This window comes from Staphylococcus sp. URHA0057 (assembly GCF_000620265.1).
In the GTDB taxonomy this organism is placed as follows: domain Bacteria; phylum Bacillota; class Bacilli; order Staphylococcales; family Staphylococcaceae; genus Staphylococcus; species Staphylococcus pasteuri.
In genome coordinates, this window is the sequence record NZ_JHVS01000009.1 from 85,170 (window position 1) to 104,832 (window position 19,663).

A 19,663-nucleotide genomic window follows, 5' to 3' on the forward strand; every position below is an offset into this window, starting at 1 on the left:
CTGTAGCAATTAATTTATAACTTGATCTATGGTTTTTTTAGGTATATAACTCTCACGCCAAGCGACCCATTGCCCTTTAATATGCTCTATATAAATATCAGATACATGGCTTATTGAACGGAAATAAATCTCGTTAGACACACCAACTATTAAACCAATTTGTTCGGCTTGTTCATCTAAATTGTAATTCTCTTTAACGGCTTGCACTTCTAACAGTCGCCTCCCATTCCTTTTCACTTATTACATCACCACTTTTATTATCACCAATTAATGTACGCAACGGCTCAATATCTATGTTACATTGGTTTGCATAGCTTACTGCTTTATATAAATCATCGTTTCTGTATTCACTTTGACCGTCTATAATACGTTGATATGCACGTTTACCCTCTCCACCTTTGCCACCTCTCACATGATCAAAATTATAATTAGGTAACACTCTTTCTATTGAGTATGATTCTAACGTTTGCTGTGTATAATTACCGTGCTTTGAAAATATACGTTTTTCAAAATCACCTTGATACATTTTAGGTTTTATTCCGTTATGTTTATATTTGCCTTTAAATGTTTGGCTACCTGCTAAAACAAAATAACTATTGTCATGTGCCTTAATATCTACACCAGCCAAATATCCTATTTTTTGACCATATGCAACACCTTCTCGCTTATTAAAAATAATGTGCCTGCCACCACTGGGCGTGGTCTGTACTAATGTATTACGTGCATTCGATACAATTTCCTCATAATATGGTGTATGTTCAATACTTTCAAATCCATTCTCACCGTCAACATGGTTAATATCAATGTCGATACACCATATACCTCGAGTTAATACACCTAGTACATTAGCCCTATGATATTGATTAGAATGATATTCAATAAATTCATCAGTTACATCTTTTTCTGCAAATGACACTGTTGGCTTTTTATGTTGATTTAGTGGTATCACTTCAATATTCTTTTTCAATAATTGTTTCGCTACATGATAACCTGTCATTGAATACCTCCTTTATAGGTAACTGGTAACCCTCGTAACCTATATTTTTTCTAATAGAGCCACTTATAATTTAACTACCTATACACCTACAAGAAATAATGGTTACAAAGGTTACCGCTTGATATATCAACATATTTTAGGTTACAAAGAGAGTTACTAAAGGTTACCGTAACCCTTATTAATCAGAAATTAAGGATAATGCCATATTAAACAATTCGGCATTTTCTACTTTGTGAATTTTTGTATTTACGCCTTCAATTTTTATTTGCTTGTTAATACCGACACCTATCTTTTTCATATCTTGACGAGCTTTTTTATATTTCATATTCTTATAATCCTCCTCTATTAATCTTAGCAATGTATCATCACCGGCATGAATAAAGCCTTGCTTAGATAATACTTTCAACATAACAACTTGTGTCTCAGTCAATTCTTCTTCACTGAAATAATGTTTCAATGTCACATCTTTAAACTTAAAATCTCGCCCAATTTCTTTAAGATATTCTAAACTTGTAATTAAGAATGAAACCGATGCTACTTCAGAATCTTCATCGTTTGGTTGTACAAAATTCCAATATGGTTCAAAAATCTTGTATCTTTCATCATCAGTTTCTCCTATCGGTCTATCTTTAAAAGCTATTTTTATTGTTCTAGTAGTATTAGCTGTAATTTCACCAGTATCCACACTTTCATTTGTATCTAGTATTAATACAGACTTATTTTTAAATGTGAATGCATTACGACCAATGCCACGTCCTGAAATTGTTTCACCAGTTGCTATTTTTCTTAGTATTCTCATCATAGGTTTGGTTATTTCACCTGTTTCATTAGCATGTGCTATATCTGCACCATAGAAATTCATCCATTCGTTAGCTGCTTCAAAACCACCTGAGACAAGTCCATCAAAGTTCACTTTGTTAACGTGTAACAGTTTATTAAATGTAGTTATAAATAAACCTTTACCTGAACGTCCGAAATCTTTAAATAAGAACCATTTTTCGGCTTGAATAAGTTTCATTTTGCGATACATTGTATAAGCATGTACCAGTTTTAAATTATGTTTACTTTTCTCATTATCAGTAACCAAATCATAAAAATCATTTGGCGTTTTGAAATCTAAATCGTTGTAGTTTACGTCATACTTAATAGCGTATAACTCATTATCTTGTGGCTTTTCTTTTGTGAGTTTTAATTTCTTACAGTTATATATGAAATCATTACCAGCAATACTATATGGGTAAATTTTATATTCATGTTCTAATTCAAGATAATCATGGTATAACTCAAGCATGATTTCAAGAAAATCATCAATTTGGTTTTTAGGTTCAATCGGATAACTTAACTTAAAATTAGTATCGTCAATCACTTCATATTGATTATTTTTGACAATAAGGAATTGGTCTAATTGTTTAGAATAGATGACTTTATCAGAAATTAAATCTGCAATAAAACGAGCATAATTATTAAAAGGATCTGGTTTAAAATGTGCTTCTTTTTCGTCTTGATCGTTAGTTTTAACGAAAATTCTTCCGTATACCAGTCCAATTTCTTTAGGTTTTATGGTATAATCTAAAGTAAGATTATTAATATAATCACCTGCAACATCGTCTTTCTTGCGATGATACGCATTACCTTTGTTATCAAAAATTTGTTTATCACTAGAGATAGAAGCGAAATTTATTCGCTTACTTATCTCCTTAATTCTTGATAAATTGTTAGTGATTATATAATCTAAATTTGAATGAAACTCAAAATGCTTTTTGTATAAACTAACTTCGTCCATGTTATCAACCTTTCATTTATGTTATTATTTATTTTGTATTTATTAAATTAAATACTTCTTGCTACGCGTTATCTTTACTTTGGTCGGTTGAAGATGACGCTTTTTCTATGTCTATCAATACCGTATCTAGTTCTTTTAGATACATATTCAACAAATCAATGTGTTGCGTGATGTAGCGACGTTGTTCGTGGTATGAGTACCCGTGTTTCAATATTTCATCTTTCGTTAACATGTGATCACTATCATGCGTAAAATAGCCATCATCAAACCACCCCAATGTTGTTAATGCATCACTAATTTTTTGTTTAATAATGTCTACATCTTCAATTAAACTTTTAGTTTCCCAGTTCATTATTGCTTAACTCCTTTACTAAATGGAATTACATTATTATCTTTTAACGTTGGTACTGGAACGCCGTAATAAGTGCATACATTTTCAAATCTTTTATATTTCTGTTCCCAATTCTTAAATTCTTCTTCAAATTGTCCATACACACTTTCAAATTCAAATTTGAGATCGTCTAATACAATTTGCTCAATAGCCTCTGCACCTTTAATATCATCTTCTTCCCTATATGCTTTAGCCTTTTCAGTTAAATAACCTATCAACTCTGAAAGTCTTTCTGTTTCACCTCTTAACTGAGATACGTTCATAGCTGGTATTGCCATATCATCATATGCTTTTAAAATTTCCGTTATCATCTTATTCATTCTCCCATTCAAAATTATTTTCAATTTGTTGTAATGTCCATTCAATTATTGCCTGTAAATTTTGTTCACGGTCTACTGTTTCAGTCCATTCATTATGACCTTCTTTAAAATGATGTTCATATTCAGTAGATTTGTCATTTGCAACTGAACCTAATGTGTTATAAATACCTTCAATTACTTTTAACTGTTCTTCATTCATCTTTACTCAACCTCCAATAAATTTAATCCGTATGCTGTACCTACAATAAAAATCGCAAACGCAAGATAAATACCAATTGCATATACAAATAACAATGTGATAAGTGATACTAAAGTTACATAAAATATTTGATTTTTCATTGCGTCTCCTCCAATAAACGTTTGATATCTACACGTTTTAAATCGTTGTTCTGAATATCCATTTGGGCAGTAATTTGCTCCATAAATGCATCAACATCAGATTTCTTAAAACGATAAGTACTTCCTACTCTGAAATAGCGCATGCCGTTTTTAATAAGTAATTCATCGATTGTCGGCTTGCTTAAATTCAGATATTCAGATAATTCTTTAAACGTCATAAAATACTTATCACGTGCCAATTCGTCCACACGTTCATTAATCGCCTGTTCTAATAACTCACGTGCTTCATCTTCATCAATGTTAATGTTGAACATAGGTTATGCCTCCTTAAGCCATTTGCTGCTTGTTGTTGTATTTGTCATAAATATGCTTTTTCACTGATAAAGGAAGATTATATTTATCAACAAATACCATGAATTCTACTGTGTCACTTAATACTTGTTGTCTTAACTCCAGCATTTCCTGTGTCATATCTCCCTTTTGAACTATCTTAGGAAAGCCATATACGTTTGATACTGCTTTATTACTAATTGATTGAGCTTTGCAATAATCTTTTTTAGAAATAGCTTTAATACCATTTTTCAAGTTATCCATAGCTTCTTTTTGTTTTTCTTTGTCTAACATTCGGAACATTTCAAAATCTTTAAGTCCTGTAGACTTACGTAATTCAACTAGCACGTCACAAATCCAATCTTGGAAATCTAGAGCTTCAGTTTTGTTAGAACGCATGACGAGTCTATAGATACCTTTTTCATTGATAATAGTTAGTGTTTGTTGACCTCCAAGGGTACTACCTTTTAGAGTATCCTTTACATGTTCAGGTAAATATTTTGTAGCATTGAATGCATCCCTAAAACCTAATACCTTTGCCACATCTCCTGCTACTGCCCAATATTTGTCTTCTTTTTCGATAAACCGAATTTCTTTATCATTGAAAATTTGTTTGATCATTGGTTATGCCTCCTTTAATTCTTTTACTTTAAAAACATCATTAAAATTGATATCCAACTCATCTACAATCAACTTAGCAACACGTGGCGTTACTCTTTTGTTTTTAAATACATAAGTGATAGTTGCAGGTGTGACATCAATTTTTTTAGCAAAATCACTTTTGTTATTACCACTCATTAAAATTAATTCGTAGAGTTTTTTACCATCAGTTAATTCAATCATCTTATTCACCTCTTTTTAATTTCTGGAGATTATTTTTAATCTCTTTAACTCTAATTAAAGAATAATATATATAACCACAAAATGCAAGAGATAATTTTTTATTTCTTCAAGATTGTTTAAATGGTATACTTCAAATGAGGTGAATAAAAATGTTAAGTATAGAAATAAGTGAGAAAATTGGAAATCTATTAAAGGAAGCAAGGAAAGAAAGAAAAATATCTGCTAATAAATTAGTAAAAAAAATAAAATATTCACAAAGTCACATTAGTGGTATTGAAAACGGCTCAAAATTAATACCGTCAAAATCTTTTATAACTAAATACCTTAGAGCAATAACAAACGATAATTTTTCTGAAGTAAATTATTATATAAATGAGATTAATGAAATTGCGAACGGAGAAATAGAATTAGCTACATATATTGATGAATCAACTTCATTAATGGACGCTTTCGTTAATAATTTTGAAAGTGACACATCAAAATTAAATACATTTGTAGAGGAATTGCAAAATGGGGATAATAAAAAGGATTTTTATAACTTTCCCATTAACGATTTGAAATTTCATTTAGTTGATATGAATAATCAAAAATATTTTAATAAGGTGTTACTTTCTTCAGATGACCGTGAACATATAAAGGAATATATCGAAAGTTATATCGAATTAAAATATAAGATTTACTTAAATCAAATTAATGATTTATATTCTAAAAATAAATTAGAAGAAAAAACTTATAAACAAGAGTATTATCAAATAGATCGTATACTAAAATCTATTAAAGGCGATAACTATGGCAACATATGAAAAACGTGGTAACTCATGGCGTTATCGTATTTCTACTGGTAAGAATCCTACCACAGGCAAATATGAATATATCTCTAAATCTGGCTTTAAACGTAAATCAGATGCCAAACATCATGCCGAAATGGTCGAACGTCAATTAAGAAATGGTGAGTATATTGCACCGTCTACATCTACATTTAAACAAGTAGCAGACGATTGGCTAAAACAGTATGCGAATGATGTTAAAGTAAGTAGCGTAAGAGCGCGTGAGAAAGCCATATACCATGCCATAGAGCGTTTTAATACTTATCCAATACAAACCTATCAAGAAACATGATTATCAGCGCATTGTGGACGATATGAGCGCACAGTACAGTAAGAATTATGTTGATAGTATTGTGGCATCTACGAATATGATTTTTAAATATGCTTACGATATGAAGTTAATTAAAGTTTTACCTAGTGAGGGAATTAAGCGACCTAAAAAGAAGCGTACTGTTGAAGAATTAGAGGACACTGAGATACATAAAAAGTTTCTTGAAAAAGATGAATTATTTCAATTCCTAGAGGTTGCTAAAAATAACCATGCACCACTTAATAGCTTTGAAGTATTTACCACACTAGCATATACAGGCATGCGTGCAGGCGAATTGTTGGCGTTGAAGTGGTCTGATATAGACTTTGATAACAATACGATCAGTATTACTAAAACGTATTACAATCCAAATAACAATAAGAAGAAATATCAAATACTCACACCTAAAACTGAAAGTTCTATCGGTAAAATCACGGTAGATGCTAATGTGATGAAGATGTTGCATGACTATAAGATTAATGTACAGGACAATTGGAAAGATGAATTATATGTAGATAATAATTTTGTGTTCACAGATAATAACGGATATCCACTTGTGATTAAGAAATTATCTATGTGGATTCAGTCCATTATGTCACGTACTGATATCAACAAAAACATCTCTACCCACTCGTTCAGACACACACATTGTGCATTACTCATTGAGGCTGGTGTACATATTAAGGAGATACAAGAAAGATTACGCCATAAGGATATCAATACCACAATGAATATCTACGCTAAAATTACAAATTCATACAAAAAAGACGCTTCCCAAAAGTTCAGTCGACTTATGGAAAACGTCTCAAAAGAATTATTTTAAAATTTATATGACCAAATTATGACCATTGAACATTACAAACGTTGATATAACGGTGTTCAGTGGTCTTTTTACATCATACCTGGCATTCCGCCACCCATTCCAGCTGAATCATTTTGATCTTTGTCAGGGATAGATGCAACAACCGCTTCAGTTGTTAAGAACATTGCTGCTACACTTGCTGCATGTTGTAATGCAGAACGAGTTACTTTAGTAGGATCCACTATTCCTTCTTCAAGCATATTTACCCATTCATTAGTTGCTGCATTAAAACCAACACCTGGATCTGCATTTTTTAATCGTTCAACAATGATTGAACCTTCTAAACCAGCGTTTTCAGCAATTTGTCTTACAGGTGCTTGTAATGCTTTTAAGACAATATTCACACCTGTTTCAACGTCTCCTTCTGCTTCAATTTCACTTACTTTTTTGTAAATATTAACTAAGGCAGTTCCACCACCAGCAACAATTCCTTCTTCTACTGCTGCTCTAGTTGAGTTCAATGCATCTTCAATACGTAATTTACGCTCTTTAAGTTCAGTTTCACTAGCAGCACCTACTTTGATTACTGCAACACCACCAGCTAATTTAGCAAGGCGTTCTTGTAATTTTTCTTTATCAAAGTCAGAATCTGTTTCTTCAATTTGAGCTTTAATTTGGCTAACACGAGCGTCGATGTTATTTTCATCGCCGTCACCGTCAACTACAGTTGTATTATCTTTAGTGACTTCAACTTTGTTTGCAGTACCTAACATATCAATTGAAGCATCTTTTAAATCTAATCCTAAATCATCAGTAATCACTTGAGCACCTGTTAATATAGCTAAATCTTCTAACATTGCCTTACGACGATCACCAAAACCAGGTGCTTTAACTGCAACTGCTGTAAATGTTCCACGCATACGGTTTAATACGATATTAGTTAATGCGTCACCTTCTACTTCATCAGCAACAATTAAAATTGGACGATTTGATTGAACAACTTGTTCTAATAACGGTAAAATATCTTGGAATGATGATATTTTCTTGTCAGTTACTAAAATATATGGTCTTTCTAATTCAGCAATCATTTTATCTGAATCTGTTACCATATATGGTGATTGATATCCTCGATCAAATTGCATACCTTCAACGACTTCTAATTCAGTATTAAATCCACTAGATTCTTCAATAGTAATAACACCGTCATTACCAACTTTTTCCATTGCTTCTGAAATGTATTTACCAATTTCTTCGTCAGCTGCAGAAATAGCACCTACTTGAGCAATTTCATTTTTATTTTCAACTTTTTGAGAAATATCATGTAATGCTGCAACTGCTACTTGTACTGCTTTATCGATACCTTGTCTTAAACCAACAGGATTAGCGCCACTTGTTACGTTTTTGAGACCTTCTTGAATCATCGCTTGTGCTAAAACTGTTGCTGTTGTTGTACCATCACCAGCAATTTCATTAGTTTTATTAGCGACTTCTTGTACTAATTTAGCACCCATATTTTCATAAGGATCTTCTAATTCTATTTCTTTTGCAATTGTTACACCATCATTTGTAATTAATGGTGCTGTATATTCTTTATCTAATACAACGTTACGCCCTTTTGGACCAATAGTTACTTTTACAGCATTCGCTAATTTATCTACACCGCGTAACATTGATTGACGTGCATCTTCTGAAAATTTTAAGTCTTTAGCCATTATGTCTGACCTCCAGTATAATAAGTAATTTCATGTTTTAATTTATATGTTTTATTTATTCTTCAATAATTGCTAATATGTCATCTTCATTTAATACGATGTATGTTTCCTCGCCTCGTTTAACTTCTGTTCCTGCATATTGTTGAAATACAATTGTATCTCCTTCTTTAACTTCAGGAGCAACTCTAGAACCATCGTCTAATAAGCGGCCTTTACCCACTGCTTTAACGATACCTTCATTTGATTTTTCTTTAGCACTATCAGTTAATACGATACCGCTTTTTGTTGTTTGTTCTTGTTCTTTTCTTTCAATAATCACACGATTTCCTAATGGTTTAAGCATGATTGTTCCTCCTCGTGATCACAAATTTTAGCACTTTAACTTTTAGAGTGCTAAACTACTTTTAATAATAATCAAATTTGGTCAATATTTCAAGTCAAAGCACTCTTAAATAATTTTGTACATTAACTTTATTTACGATAAAATAAACTATAAACAGAAAATCGGAGGTTCATTATGAATAGATTTTGGGTATCTTTATTAACGATATTCATCTATGCCTTAGCTCAATTCTTACCTGGTATCATTTTAGGAAGTGGATTAGTTCATCTTGAAAAAGGCATGAAAACAACTCAATTTATGATATATACGCAAGTTTCATTATTTATTATTGCAGCTATCATAATTATTTTAATCAATTTAAAAATTAAAAATCCTACTAAACTTGAAGCTGGTTTTAAAGAACCTAAACGTTATATTTTAAGTTGGGCATTACTTGGTTTTTGTATCGTTATGCTTTATCAGGTCGTTGTTAGTTTAATTTATGTTGCGATTACAGGGCAACAACAACCGAGTCCAAATACAGAAAGACTTATGGCAATCGCAAGACAAATGCCAATATTTATTTTATTAGTTTCAATAGTAGGTCCAATTTTAGAGGAATTTGTATTCAGAAAAGTACTCTTTGGTGAATTATATAACGCGATTAAAGGAAATCGAATTGTTGCCTTTTTAATAGCTTCAATTGTTAGTTCCCTTTTATTTGCATTAGCACATAACGACTTTAAATTTATACCAATGTATTTTGGTATGGGCATGATTTTCTCCTTAGCCTACACTTATACTAATAGAATAGCTGTTCCAATAATCATTCATATGCTACAAAATGGAACGGTAGTAGTTATGCAAGTCTTTGGTGGAGAATCACTTAAAAAAGTCCAAGAACAAGCCAGTTTTATAATCCAATTGATTTTTAATTAGATATTTATATAACAATAGAGCCAGTCACTATTTTCAGTGATTGGCTCTATCTATATTTAATATACTTATTTTAATTATACTTCTTCATCTTCTTTTCTACGCTTAAATATAAATGCAATGATAACGCCTATAAAAATAGCTATGATACTACTACTTAGTGCAATTATAGTTCTATTCATTTTTGTATCTTTTTGATAGCTCTCTTTATGTTGATTTGATGTGTTTACTTTATCGTCGCTATGATTTTTAAAAGCGCTTGTATTTTTATCTTCTTTATCTTCTGGCTTTTTAAGTTCTGGCATTGAGCCAATATCTCCTGTAATTAAAGCTAAAACTTGTTCATCTAAGTTTTGATAATATGCTTTTGAATCTAAAGGATTAAAATACTGAAATCTGAAGTAATTTGATTTTTGCTGTAAAGAATTGAGGTATTGATTTCCACTAAACGTTTCTTTTCTAAAGATATTATAAATATCCCTATCAGATATAGCTCCATCCGAATCATTTAATTGATGAATTTGATTAATAACAAAAGGATTATATTTATAAGAACCATTTGCTAAAGAATTAAATCTTCTAATTAATGACTGTTGGTTTGACGTATGTTCAAATCCTTTTTGACTATTAAATATTGATTCAGGATTGTTCCACATAAATCTATTACTATCATATGTCGATGTATTACCTTGTGAATTAGATTTTTTTAATGGACCACTTGATTGGTTTGAATCATCAAATTTCGGCATTAAGTGTATAGAATTGTTATTATTTTGATAACGTCCATTATATTGATTATTTGATGAATTTTGTGAATTACTTGGTCTTTGGTACTTAGGCTGGTTTTGGACCCTATTATCAGAATTAGACTGATTTTGATTTACCTTACCGGATGAATGGTTAGATTCATTTGGGTTGTTTTGTTGATGATTGTCGTTTGTAGGTTTCTGATTTGAATTAGGTTTGTTAGGTTGATTACCATTTTGACCTTGTCCATTATGATTTGGATTATTATTATCTTGATCTTTACTAGGTTGATGACTATTTGTGCCTCCATTGTGATCATTAGACGGTTTGTCATGTTGATTTGACCCATTATTTTGATTATTGTCTTGGTTGTCATCCTTACCACTGTTTGAATCATTTGAGCTATTATTATCGTCTTGATTGTCGTCTTTACCACTATTTGAATCGTTTGAGCCATTATTATCGTCTTGATCATCTTTTCCAGTATTTGAACCATTATTATATGATGAATCATTATCATTTTTATCATTTTTATCATTTGATTGATTATTGTTTGAATCTGAATTGTCGTTTTGATTAGATCCATTATCATTTCCATTGTCAGAATTACTTTGACTGCTATCGTTGTTGTCATTACCATTTTGTGAGTCATTTTTTCCATTTGAATTTGATGAATCATCATTATTATCAGCGTCACTATTTTGGTTATCGTCTTTACCAGAATCGCTATTATTTCCTGGATTATTATTTTGTTGGTCTGAGTCTGAAGGTTGTGATGAATTATCATTTGTGTTTGAACCTTCATTAGATGCATTCGAATCATTTGTTCCTTCATTAGTGTTATTATCAGAATTTGTGTCTTGATTTTCATTTGAAGATGATTCATTAGTCTCTGAATTAGTTTTATTATCCTGAGAACTAGAAGTATTATCATCTTTATTAGAGTTATTTTGTTGGGATGTATCATTTTGTTGTGTTGTATTAGTGTTTTCGGCCGCATGGACTGAATTACTAATTAATGAAGTACTTAAAATCAATGCAAAACTTGACAACATTATCTTACTTTTGGGTTTATTATGCATTAATAGTCACCTCCTTCTACTAATTGTTTACTATTCAAGTATATATAAATTATCCTAAGAATGCATTGATATATGTTTATTGAAAAATAATATTAATACTTTTGAAATTTTCTAGTAATTATTTGTTTACTTTGATGAGTATAATATTTATACTTAAATTATAAATAGTTATTAACTATAACAAAGGAGAATGATTATGGGTTTATTTAGTAAAAAAAATGATGAAGTATCATTTAATGATGCTATGGAACAACGTCGTACCATTTATAATTTAGAAAGTACAATTTCAATAGACGATTCAGAATTAGAAGAATTAATTGCACATGCTGTTAAACATGTACCTTCAGCTTTTAATTCACAATCAACACGTATCGTTTTATTATTAAATGATAAAAATGAAAAATTCTGGGAAAACACTAAAGAAATTTTAAAAGAAACAATGGGTCCTGATCGTGACTTTGAACCAACACGTCAAAAAATTGATAATTTCAAACATTCATATGGCACAATTCTTTATTATGAAGATAAAGATGTTATTACTGGTTTACAAGAAAAAATGCCAAACTTCTATGATAATTTTGAAATTTGGTCTAACCAAACTAATGCAATGCACCAATATGCAATTTGGACAGCATTAGCAACTAAAGGTATCGGTGCTTCATTACAACACTATAATCCAATTGTTGATAAAGCTACTGCGAACGAATTCAATATTCCTAAAACTTGGAAATTAGTTGCTCAAATGCCATTTGGTAATGTGCGTGAAGAAGCTGGCGAAAAAGATATTAAACCAGTTGAACCTCGTTTCCTTATCAAAAGATAATTTTGTATAATATATGTAAGTGAGATAAATTCTGCTATGGATTTATCTCACTTTTTTGATATATAGCAATTTATTTAGTATCTTATAGTTAATCTTAATTGAGGAGTGATATATATGAAAGTTCAGTTATTTCAAATATATATCGAGTATGGTCAAGCAGAGCAAAATAAAACCAAAATCAAACAATGGTTTGAAAATGAATTAGAAAATGATACTGATGTTGTCGTCCTTCCAGAAATGTGGAACAACGGATATGCATTAGAAAAATTAAATGAACTTGCAGACAAAGATTTAAATGACAGTTTACCGTTTATCTCTAATCTCGCTCAAACTTATCAAGTTGATATTATTGCTGGTTCTGTATCAAATCAAATTGGTCAAAATATTTATAATACCGCCTTTTCGGTCCTATCAAATGGCAAGTGTATTAATCGATATAACAAAGTTCATTTAGTGCCTATGCTTAGTGAACCTGACTTTATGTCTCCAGGCAAACAAGTGCCTGAACCTTTTGAACTTTCAGATGGAACTTTAGCTACTCAAATCATTTGCTATGATTTAAGATTTCCTGAATTACTAAGATATCCTGCACGAAGTGGCGCCCAAATTGCATTTTATGTAGCGCAATGGCCAACTGTAAGATTAAATCACTGGCTAGCATTATTAAAAGCACGTGCAATTGAAAATGATATGTTTGTAGTAGGTACAAACAGTTGTGGTAATGATGGTCAAACTGATTATGCTGGTCATTCTATTGTCATAAACCCAAATGGTGAAGTTATTGCAGATTTAGGAAGTGATGAAAGTACTTTATCTATAGATATCGACGTTAATGAAGTATTAGAACAACGTCAAGCTATTCCAGTGTTTGATAATTTAAAACTCAATTTATATAAATAATAGCTAAACACGCTTAACAATACCTCGTTGGGCGTGTTTTTATGTATAAAAATAAGCCGTGAGCTTGGGAGGAACTCACGGCTTTAGATAACTTATTATTAAGGGAATGTTTTTACAGTTATTTTTCAATCTATTTTTGGGGATGTTATTAATTATGAAAAATTTAGTGAATTTATCTATTTTATAATGATAAATTGAATGTTGTTTACGATAGCTTACATGCTAGAAAATACCTAATTAAAGGTAGCTAAGAATAATACGTAACACTGAGTCCAAGGAAAACTACAGTTTTATTAGTAAATGTTTCGTCACCTACTAATGTTATAAGTTACTAAGTTGGGAGGCTTAATAACTTACCTTTTATACGAAGAAAACAAAGTTATAATGAATTTCTATTATTTAGCGAATTTTTTTACTGTATCTAAAATCCATTTTACAAAATCACCAATTGTTGAAATGATATCTGCAGTCATTGAAATCACTCCTTCCTATTGAATATTGTAAATCCTAAATACTCATCTTAACTAAGTTAAAAAATTATTTTTGAAATTTTTTAACAGTGTTAATGATTAATTTTACTAAATCACCGATTGTTGAAATGATATCTCCTGCCACTGAAATCACTCCTTCCTTTTAGTAATGGAACTAGAATTACTTTAGTAAATAATTCTAATAAGTAGATTAAGCAATTTTTTCAACTCTATTTCCATCACATCTCTGTGATATAAGTCTATTAAAACATGGTTATGATTAATTGAATTAAAAATTTCCTAACTCGTAATATTTTATACTAAACTGTAAACCTTTTTATGATAAAATACTTTTTAGAAAGTTCATTATACAGTTAAGTATATATTTTTGACAGTTAGGCATAAACTCCAAAAAGAGTTGCACAAAATTGTATAATGATACTCAAGGAGAGTAGTGAACAAGTGAAAATAATAGATACAAAAATTGATCAATTTGCCAACTACTTGCAACAAAGAAATAACTTGGATCGTATACAATTTCTAAAAGTTCGTTTAGGTATGCAAGTTGTCGTAAGTAATATTGCTAAGTTTATCGTAACCTATGGATTAGCTTTAATAATCCATGTATTTTGGTACACGCTTGTAACTCATATTGCATATATGATTTTAAGATTTTACGCTCACGGGTCACATGCTAAATCTTCATTATTATGCCATATTCAAAACGTATTAATATTTGTTATTATGCCATGGTTAATTGTGAGGTTATCGATAGGTCACTTTTCAATGTTAATATTAGCATTAATCGGATATTTCATTGTAATTACTTATGCACCTGCTGCAACAAAAAAACAACCTATACCTAAACGCTTAGTGAAAAGGAAACGAATACTCTCCATTGTTTTATATATAATATTAGTTATTATTTCGTTTATAGTTAAAGAACCATATTCACAATTAATTTTATTTGGAATAATTGTTGAATCAACTACATTACTACCTATCTTTTTCCCTAAGGAGGATTATTACTATGGAAACTTTAGTTAATTTATTTTTTAAATTTTTCACATCAATAATGGAATTTGTTGGGTTAGTTGCTGGAGCGAATCCTTGTGCTGGTTATTTTGATGAACCAGAAGTACCAGATGAACTAACAAAATTATATGAATAAAATATATTAGAAAGTGTGCATTGTATGGATGCTCTAAATTTTCTACCAACAGCTGCATTACAAGTAGCATTACTTTTTTGGGTTGCTAAAATTATTATTAATATAAAATTTAAATTAAGGGATTATATAACCATTATTGGGGTTATAATCCCTTCAGTTATTATGTACTATTATTTCAACAAATTTGGTCTTATATTTATAGTAATTGCAATGTTTGTTTTCTATTATTATAAAATCAAATTATTTTCATTAATAATTACCTTAATAAGTAATTTGATTATGTATCTAAGTAATTTCTTGGCTGTAAGTTTTTATCTAACAATGGTTAATATTTTTCCCAAAAGTCAAATATTAGTTATATTTCATTTCATTTTATTTTATTCTATCGCTTTGTTATTAGCTTATTTTATTAGAACTTTGCTAAAAAAACTTAAAGAATCTTATCTTTCGTTAAATAAAACATATATTACTATTATTTCTGTTGTATTATCATTTTCTTTTGTGTTCTTTTACATAATTTCACAAACTGACATGAGTGCACCTAATAGTTTAAGATTATATGCAATTGTATTCGTTGGATTAATCATCTTTTTAAGTATTATTATTTTCATTCTATCCATGTTCACTCTACGAGAAATGCGTTACAAACGTAACCTTCAAGAAATTGAAACGTATTATGAATATACTTTAAAGATAGAATCCATTAATAATGAAATGCGTAAGTTTAGACATGATTATGTCAATATTCTTTCTACGATGTCTGAATTTATTCGTGAGGATGATATGCCAGGCTTGCGTCAATATTTTAATGAACAAATTGTACCGATGAAAGATAACCTACAAACACGTTCATTAAAACTTAATGGTATAGAAAAATTAAAAGTTCGTGAAATTAAAGGTCTTATTACAACAAAAATTCTACAGGCTCAAGAAAAAGAAATAGCGATTAGTATCGAGGTTCCAGATAATATAGAACGTATTGATATGAACACAATAGAATTAAGTCGAATTATTGGCATCACTTTAGACAACGCCATTGAGGCCTCTGAGCCGCTTGATGATTCATTAATACGTATCGCCTTTTTCAAAGAAGAAGAATCTGTCACACTTATTATTATGAATAAATGTGATGATGATATTCCACGCGTACATGAGTTATTTGAAGAAGGTTTCTCAACAAAAGGAAAAAACCGTGGACTAGGTTTATCAACCTTAAAAGAAATTACTGATAATAATGAAAATGTACTGCTAGATACAGTCATAGAAAATGGCTTTTTTGTTCAAAAAATTGAAATTATAGAGAAAGAATCATAAGGATGTGAAACTATGAAAATTTTCATTTGCGAAGATGATCCAAAACAAAGGGAGAATATGAGTTCAATTATTAAAAATTATATTATGATTGAGGAAAAACCTATGGAGCTTGCTCTCGCAACTGATGATCCTTATGAAGTGCTTGAGCAATCAAAAGAAATGAATGATATCGGTTGTTATTTCTTAGATATCCAACTCGAAGCAGATATTAATGGTATTAAATTAGGTAGTGAAATTCGCAAACATGACCCTGTTGGCAATATTATATTTGTTACAAGTCATAGCGAACTAACATACCTCACCTTTGTATACAAAGTGGCGGCGATGGATTTCATATTTAAAGATGACCCAGCAGAACTGAAAACACGAATTATTGATTGTTTAGAAACCGCTCACACAAGACTTAAGTTATTATCAAAAGAAAGTAATGTTGAAACAATCGAGTTAAAACGTGGAAGTAATTCAGTGTATGTACAATATGACGATATTATGTTTTTCGAATCATCTAGTAAATCACATCGTTTAATCGCCCATTTAGATAATAGACAAATCGAATTTTATGGTAATCTTAAAGAATTAAGTCAATTAGATGACCGCTTCTTTAGATGCCACAATAGTTTTGTAGTTAATCGAAGAAACATAGAATCAATTGATTCAAAAGAACGTATTGTCTATTTCAAAAACAAAGAACATTGTTATGCATCTGTTCGAAATGTTAAAAAAATCTAGTACATCTTTTCTATTTTATTAAATGATAAAACCATCCGTAATCTCTATACGGATGGTTTTTTGTATATATTTTATAATTGATTTTCTAAATCAGCTAATGTTGGAATACTTTCAATAGCACCATATTTCGTTGTTACTTGTGCAGCGACATTATTACTAAATTTTAAAATTTCGTCACCGTAATTTTTGAACAATTTTGGAATATCAATTGCTTGTTGTTCTAAAATTTTACTAATGACTGCTCCAATAAATGCATCACCTGCTCCAGTCGTATCAATCGCTTTAACATTCACGCCTTTTTGATGTTTTTCAGTTCCATCTTTTAAATAAATAGATGCACCATTTGGCCCTTTCGTATAAATAACTGCTTCAACATTTCCTTTAAACAACGAGTTAATTGCTTCTGACTCATTTTGTTTGCCAGTTATAAATTCAATTTCTTCGTCTGAAACTTTAATAATATGTGCTTTCGGTATAAACTCTAAAATTGCATTTCGGCAATCATCTTCATTATCCCACAATGGAAGCCTTACATTAGGATCAAAAATAATTGTACCTTGTTCCTGTTCAAATTTTTCAACTAATGCTAAATGTGCTTTTTTCATTGGGCTTTCCACTAAATCTACTGAGCAAAAATGTAGTACGTCTTCTTTAGTAATTTGTATTTTATCGATATTATCTGCATCATATAACATATCTGCAGATGGCTTACGGTAAAATGAGAAATCTCTTTGACCATCTTCTTTTAAACTTACAAATGCAAGTGCTGTATTAGCCTCATTTGTTCTCTCAATATATTGAGTACCTACACCAATGTCATCAATTGTTTCAAGGATAATATCACCGAACGCATCATTGCCTAATTGAGTTATCATTTCTGCATGTCCACCAAGCTTTTGTACAGTACATGCAACATTACATGGTGCCCCTCCAACTTGACGTGAAAATTGTTCAACATCCTTTAATGCTTTATTTGTCACAGTTGGCATAAAATCAATTAATGCTTCTCCTATTGCGAATAAACGTCTCATTGATTGTCACCTTTCAAATCATATTTAGTAAATTGTAAATATACTTGTCCTGATTCTGTAGATGTTTTAATGCCTGTTGCGTTATTATCTGGGAATATTCTTGAAGTTAATACACGTTCACCATCATTACAGAAAATCTCAATACTTGAGGTATCAACGTAAATACGTAATTGTGATAGTGATGAATCTAGCTTCGTACTACGAGTCGTACCCTCAACATTACCAGGTAACAAACCACTTTCGGTACGATCAAGCGTTAAAGTATTCATTTGCTTATTATATGAAATCACAGTTGATTGATTTTTAGATGTTCTTAATTCGAAATAAATTTCTGAAGCATCATTTTCTAAAATATCTATAATCAATTCATACTGCTTACCTTCATATGGATGTAATTTGGTTGTGAATTTATTGGCATATCCTAAAGCTGTTTCTTTGTTGTAACGTAACTTTTCTAAGTTTTTAATAGGACGTTGTTTTAATTTACCATTTTCAATATTTAATACTCTAGGAAGTGTTAGACAGTGTGCCCAACCTTCTTCGTCTGTTGGGTATGTAGTATCTGGTAATCCCATCCAACCAATTAAAATACGTTGTCCATTTTCATCTAAAAATGTTTGTGGTGCATAAAAATCAAAGCCCTTATCTAATTCTAAAAATGCTTCGTGATCAAAGTTAAGTGTTTCAAAGTTTAAATCTCCAATTAAATAACCTGATTGATAAATATTTTGATATTTATCTTCTTCACTTTCAATGCCTTGTGGACAAAACATTATGACATCATGTCCATCTAACTCGAAATAATCTGGGCATTCCCACATATATCCAAATTGATTTAATTTTGTTTTGATTTCGCCGAGATAGTGCCAATTCACTATGTCTGTAGTTTGATATAGTAATAATTTACCAAATTCGTCATTTGTCTGTGCGCCTATAATTGCGTAATATTTATCATTATGACTAAATACTTTAGGATCTCTAAAATGACTTGTATATCCTTCAGGTTGGTGGCTAATGACTGGTTTAGGAAACTTTTCTACAGTTCCGTCATCTTTAAGTCTAGCTATCATTTGTGTTGCTTGTCTTTGCCAATCATGATCACGATGATTACCTGTATACATATAATAAAGATGTCCTTGGTATTCAAAGGCACTACCACTATATACACCATGGCTATCATATTTTGTATCTGGGCTTAATATGACACCTTCAGGCTGAAAGTGTACTAAGTCTTCACTCGTATAATTATACCAATACTTCAATCCGTGAACTGCACCTAGCGGAAACCATTGGTGAGAAATATAATATTTTCCATTAAAATATATTAAACCATTTGGATCATTTAATAATCCCATCTCTGGTTGAATATGATAAGTTTGTCTATATGGAGATAATTGTGTTTGTTGTTTTAATTCCAATAACTTGTCGCTATCAATATCTTCCATACGTTGATAACGCTCTTCTCTAGTCCATTCCTTCATTCA

At 30.6% G+C, this 19,663-nt stretch carries 25 protein-coding genes and 1 pseudogene; 9 read left to right on the forward strand and 17 right to left on the reverse strand.

The annotated features are described in order from the left end of the window. Positions 1-9: 9 nt before the first annotated feature. From N524_RS12795 to N524_RS0106830, 10 genes are all read right to left on the reverse strand, one after another. Positions 10-207, reverse strand: a complete 198-nt coding sequence (locus N524_RS12795) for a hypothetical protein (RefSeq protein ID WP_413487035.1) — start codon at positions 205-207, stop codon at positions 10-12. Further along, complete coding sequence (locus N524_RS0106790; protein WP_029056049.1) at positions 194-997, reverse strand: bifunctional DNA primase/polymerase; 804 nt, start codon at positions 995-997, stop codon at positions 194-196. Before N524_RS0106790 ends, N524_RS12795 begins: the two co-directional genes overlap by 14 nt. A gap of 178 nt (positions 998-1,175) precedes the next feature. Then, on the reverse strand, positions 1,176-2,780 hold the full coding sequence (locus N524_RS0106795; protein ID WP_029056050.1) for a hypothetical protein: 1,605 nt from the start codon (positions 2,778-2,780) through the stop codon (positions 1,176-1,178). Between the two features lie 61 nt (positions 2,781-2,841). After that, positions 2,842-3,132 carry a type II toxin-antitoxin system toxin TscT gene (gene tscT, locus N524_RS0106800; protein WP_029056051.1) on the reverse strand — a complete coding sequence of 97 codons (291 nt, stop codon included), beginning with the start codon at positions 3,130-3,132 and terminating at the stop codon, positions 2,842-2,844. Further along, positions 3,132-3,482: a hypothetical protein gene (locus N524_RS0106805; protein WP_029056052.1), complete on the reverse strand. Its 351-nt coding sequence runs from the start codon at positions 3,480-3,482 to the stop codon at positions 3,132-3,134. The genes tscT and N524_RS0106805 overlap by 1 nt, the downstream gene beginning before the upstream one ends. A 1-nt stretch (position 3,483) precedes the next feature. Beyond that, a complete protein-coding gene (gene tscA / locus N524_RS0106810) occupies positions 3,484-3,690 on the reverse strand; it encodes a type II toxin-antitoxin system antitoxin TscA (protein WP_029056053.1) in 207 nt (68 codons plus the stop codon). A gap of 2 nt (positions 3,691-3,692) precedes the next feature. Next, a complete protein-coding gene (locus N524_RS13565) occupies positions 3,693-3,830 on the reverse strand; it encodes a hypothetical protein (RefSeq protein ID WP_185285743.1) in 138 nt (45 codons plus the stop codon). Then, on the reverse strand, positions 3,827-4,144 hold the full coding sequence (locus N524_RS0106820) for a helix-turn-helix domain-containing protein (RefSeq protein ID WP_029056054.1): 318 nt from the start codon (positions 4,142-4,144) through the stop codon (positions 3,827-3,829). Before N524_RS0106820 ends, N524_RS13565 begins: the two co-directional genes overlap by 4 nt. Positions 4,145-4,157: 13 nt before the next feature. Next, positions 4,158-4,781, reverse strand: coding sequence for a BRO-N domain-containing protein (locus N524_RS0106825; protein WP_029056055.1), 624 nt, complete (start codon positions 4,779-4,781; stop codon positions 4,158-4,160). Between the two features lie 3 nt (positions 4,782-4,784). Then, a complete protein-coding gene (locus tag N524_RS0106830) occupies positions 4,785-5,003 on the reverse strand; it encodes a helix-turn-helix domain-containing protein (RefSeq protein ID WP_009384235.1) in 219 nt (72 codons plus the stop codon). Between the two features lie 149 nt (positions 5,004-5,152). Between N524_RS0106830 and N524_RS0106835 the strand changes: the two genes are divergently transcribed. Both N524_RS0106835 and N524_RS12800 read left to right on the forward strand, forming a co-directional pair. After that, a complete protein-coding gene (locus N524_RS0106835; RefSeq protein WP_029056056.1) occupies positions 5,153-5,806 on the forward strand; it encodes a helix-turn-helix domain-containing protein in 654 nt (217 codons plus the stop codon). Then, a pseudogene (locus N524_RS12800) lies at positions 5,793-6,963 on the forward strand (tyrosine-type recombinase/integrase). Before N524_RS0106835 ends, N524_RS12800 begins: the two are co-directional and overlap by 14 nt. A gap of 68 nt (positions 6,964-7,031) precedes the next feature. On the opposite strand, the gene groL reads toward N524_RS12800, so the two are convergent. Together groL and groES are read right to left on the reverse strand one after the other, a co-directional pair. Then, complete coding sequence (gene groL, locus N524_RS0106845; protein WP_029056057.1) at positions 7,032-8,654, reverse strand: chaperonin GroEL; 1,623 nt, start codon at positions 8,652-8,654, stop codon at positions 7,032-7,034. 55 nt (positions 8,655-8,709) lie between these two features. Further along, positions 8,710-8,997 carry a co-chaperone GroES gene (groES, locus tag N524_RS0106850; protein WP_029056058.1) on the reverse strand — a complete coding sequence of 96 codons (288 nt, stop codon included), beginning with the start codon at positions 8,995-8,997 and terminating at the stop codon, positions 8,710-8,712. A gap of 174 nt (positions 8,998-9,171) precedes the next feature. Between groES and mroQ the strand changes: the two genes are divergently transcribed. Beyond that, a complete protein-coding gene (gene mroQ / locus N524_RS0106855; protein ID WP_017638092.1) occupies positions 9,172-9,915 on the forward strand; it encodes an intramembrane glutamic endopeptidase MroQ in 744 nt (247 codons plus the stop codon). Between the two features lie 74 nt (positions 9,916-9,989). Here mroQ and N524_RS0106860 read toward each other — a convergent pair whose 3' ends face one another. Further along, the gene (locus N524_RS0106860) at positions 9,990-11,741 is read right to left on the reverse strand and encodes an SdrH family protein (RefSeq protein WP_029056059.1); all 1,752 of its coding nucleotides are present in this window, start codon (positions 11,739-11,741) and stop codon (positions 9,990-9,992) included. Between the two features lie 196 nt (positions 11,742-11,937). Here N524_RS0106860 and N524_RS0106865 point away from each other — a divergent pair, with 196 nt between their 5' ends. Further along, positions 11,938-12,564, forward strand: a complete 627-nt coding sequence (locus N524_RS0106865) for a nitroreductase family protein (RefSeq protein ID WP_029056060.1) — start codon at positions 11,938-11,940, stop codon at positions 12,562-12,564. Positions 12,565-12,678: 114 nt separating this feature from the next. After that, positions 12,679-13,464 carry a carbon-nitrogen family hydrolase gene (locus tag N524_RS0106870; RefSeq protein WP_029056061.1) on the forward strand — a complete coding sequence of 262 codons (786 nt, stop codon included), beginning with the start codon at positions 12,679-12,681 and terminating at the stop codon, positions 13,462-13,464. A gap of 395 nt (positions 13,465-13,859) precedes the next feature. Here the strand turns inward: N524_RS0106870 and N524_RS13195 are convergent, their stop codons facing one another. Both N524_RS13195 and N524_RS13400 read right to left on the reverse strand, forming a co-directional pair. After that, positions 13,860-13,937, reverse strand: coding sequence for a delta-lysin family phenol-soluble modulin (locus tag N524_RS13195; RefSeq protein ID WP_072291871.1), 78 nt, complete (start codon positions 13,935-13,937; stop codon positions 13,860-13,862). A gap of 64 nt (positions 13,938-14,001) precedes the next feature. Continuing rightward, a complete protein-coding gene (locus N524_RS13400; RefSeq protein WP_123186446.1) occupies positions 14,002-14,079 on the reverse strand; it encodes a delta-lysin family phenol-soluble modulin in 78 nt (25 codons plus the stop codon). Between the two features lie 317 nt (positions 14,080-14,396). On the opposite strand from N524_RS13400, the gene N524_RS0106875 reads away from it, so the two are divergent. Genes N524_RS0106875 through agrA form a run of 4 tightly spaced genes read left to right on the forward strand, consistent with a single transcriptional unit; the run spans position 14,397 to position 17,148 of the window. Next, positions 14,397-14,981, forward strand: a complete 585-nt coding sequence (locus tag N524_RS0106875) for an accessory gene regulator AgrB (protein WP_029056062.1) — start codon at positions 14,397-14,399, stop codon at positions 14,979-14,981. Then, on the forward strand, positions 14,965-15,105 hold the full coding sequence (agrD, locus tag N524_RS0106880; RefSeq protein ID WP_029056063.1) for a cyclic lactone autoinducer peptide AgrD: 141 nt from the start codon (positions 14,965-14,967) through the stop codon (positions 15,103-15,105). The genes N524_RS0106875 and agrD overlap by 17 nt, the downstream gene beginning before the upstream one ends. Positions 15,106-15,129: 24 nt before the next feature. Beyond that, complete coding sequence (gene agrC, locus N524_RS0106885) at positions 15,130-16,419, forward strand: quorum-sensing sensor histidine kinase AgrC (RefSeq protein WP_029056064.1); 1,290 nt, start codon at positions 15,130-15,132, stop codon at positions 16,417-16,419. A 12-nt stretch (positions 16,420-16,431) separates the two neighbouring features. Continuing rightward, positions 16,432-17,148: a quorum-sensing response regulator AgrA gene (gene agrA, locus N524_RS0106890; RefSeq protein ID WP_029056065.1), complete on the forward strand. Its 717-nt coding sequence runs from the start codon at positions 16,432-16,434 to the stop codon at positions 17,146-17,148. A gap of 71 nt (positions 17,149-17,219) precedes the next feature. Here agrA and N524_RS0106895 read toward each other — a convergent pair whose 3' ends face one another. Both N524_RS0106895 and N524_RS0106900 read right to left on the reverse strand, forming a co-directional pair. Then, complete coding sequence (locus N524_RS0106895; RefSeq protein ID WP_029056066.1) at positions 17,220-18,179, reverse strand: carbohydrate kinase family protein; 960 nt, start codon at positions 18,177-18,179, stop codon at positions 17,220-17,222. Then, positions 18,176-19,660, reverse strand: a complete 1,485-nt coding sequence (locus N524_RS0106900) for a sucrose-6-phosphate hydrolase (RefSeq protein WP_029056067.1) — start codon at positions 19,658-19,660, stop codon at positions 18,176-18,178. The genes N524_RS0106895 and N524_RS0106900 overlap by 4 nt, the downstream gene beginning before the upstream one ends. Positions 19,661-19,663 lie beyond the last annotated feature (3 nt).

What these genes read in the sequence shown, in the direction of transcription:
- N524_RS0106830 (WP_009384235.1), bottom strand. Translation starts at nt 5,003, where the DNA reads ATGATTGAATTAACTGATGGTAAAAAACTCTACGAATTAATTTTAATG.
- N524_RS0106900 (WP_029056067.1), bottom strand. Translation starts at nt 19,660, where the DNA reads ATGAAGGAATGGACTAGAGAAGAGCGTTATCAACGTATGGAAGATATT.
- N524_RS13195 (WP_072291871.1), bottom strand. Translation starts at nt 13,937, where the DNA reads ATGACTGCAGATATCATTTCAACAATTGGTGATTTTGTAAAATGGATT.
- groL (WP_029056057.1), bottom strand. Translation starts at nt 8,654, where the DNA reads ATGGCTAAAGACTTAAAATTTTCAGAAGATGCACGTCAATCAATGTTA.
- N524_RS0106805 (WP_029056052.1), bottom strand. Translation starts at nt 3,482, where the DNA reads ATGATAACGGAAATTTTAAAAGCATATGATGATATGGCAATACCAGCT.
- mroQ (WP_017638092.1), top strand. Translation starts at nt 9,172, where the DNA reads ATGAATAGATTTTGGGTATCTTTATTAACGATATTCATCTATGCCTTA.
- N524_RS0106895 (WP_029056066.1), bottom strand. Translation starts at nt 18,179, where the DNA reads ATGAGACGTTTATTCGCAATAGGAGAAGCATTAATTGATTTTATGCCA.
- N524_RS0106825 (WP_029056055.1), bottom strand. Translation starts at nt 4,781, where the DNA reads ATGATCAAACAAATTTTCAATGATAAAGAAATTCGGTTTATCGAAAAA.
- N524_RS0106870 (WP_029056061.1), top strand. Translation starts at nt 12,679, where the DNA reads ATGAAAGTTCAGTTATTTCAAATATATATCGAGTATGGTCAAGCAGAG.
- agrA (WP_029056065.1), top strand. Translation starts at nt 16,432, where the DNA reads ATGAAAATTTTCATTTGCGAAGATGATCCAAAACAAAGGGAGAATATG.
- tscT (WP_029056051.1), bottom strand. Translation starts at nt 3,132, where the DNA reads ATGAACTGGGAAACTAAAAGTTTAATTGAAGATGTAGACATTATTAAA.
- tscA (WP_029056053.1), bottom strand. Translation starts at nt 3,690, where the DNA reads ATGAATGAAGAACAGTTAAAAGTAATTGAAGGTATTTATAACACATTA.
- N524_RS0106860 (WP_029056059.1), bottom strand. Translation starts at nt 11,741, where the DNA reads ATGCATAATAAACCCAAAAGTAAGATAATGTTGTCAAGTTTTGCATTG.
- N524_RS0106790 (WP_029056049.1), bottom strand. Translation starts at nt 997, where the DNA reads ATGACAGGTTATCATGTAGCGAAACAATTATTGAAAAAGAATATTGAA.
- N524_RS0106820 (WP_029056054.1), bottom strand. Translation starts at nt 4,144, where the DNA reads ATGTTCAACATTAACATTGATGAAGATGAAGCACGTGAGTTATTAGAA.
- agrD (WP_029056063.1), top strand. Translation starts at nt 14,965, where the DNA reads ATGGAAACTTTAGTTAATTTATTTTTTAAATTTTTCACATCAATAATG.
- agrC (WP_029056064.1), top strand. Translation starts at nt 15,130, where the DNA reads ATGGATGCTCTAAATTTTCTACCAACAGCTGCATTACAAGTAGCATTA.
- N524_RS0106795 (WP_029056050.1), bottom strand. Translation starts at nt 2,780, where the DNA reads ATGGACGAAGTTAGTTTATACAAAAAGCATTTTGAGTTTCATTCAAAT.
- groES (WP_029056058.1), bottom strand. Translation starts at nt 8,997, where the DNA reads ATGCTTAAACCATTAGGAAATCGTGTGATTATTGAAAGAAAAGAACAA.
- N524_RS13565 (WP_185285743.1), bottom strand. Translation starts at nt 3,830, where the DNA reads ATGAAAAATCAAATATTTTATGTAACTTTAGTATCACTTATCACATTG.
- N524_RS0106865 (WP_029056060.1), top strand. Translation starts at nt 11,938, where the DNA reads ATGGGTTTATTTAGTAAAAAAAATGATGAAGTATCATTTAATGATGCT.
- N524_RS0106835 (WP_029056056.1), top strand. Translation starts at nt 5,153, where the DNA reads ATGTTAAGTATAGAAATAAGTGAGAAAATTGGAAATCTATTAAAGGAA.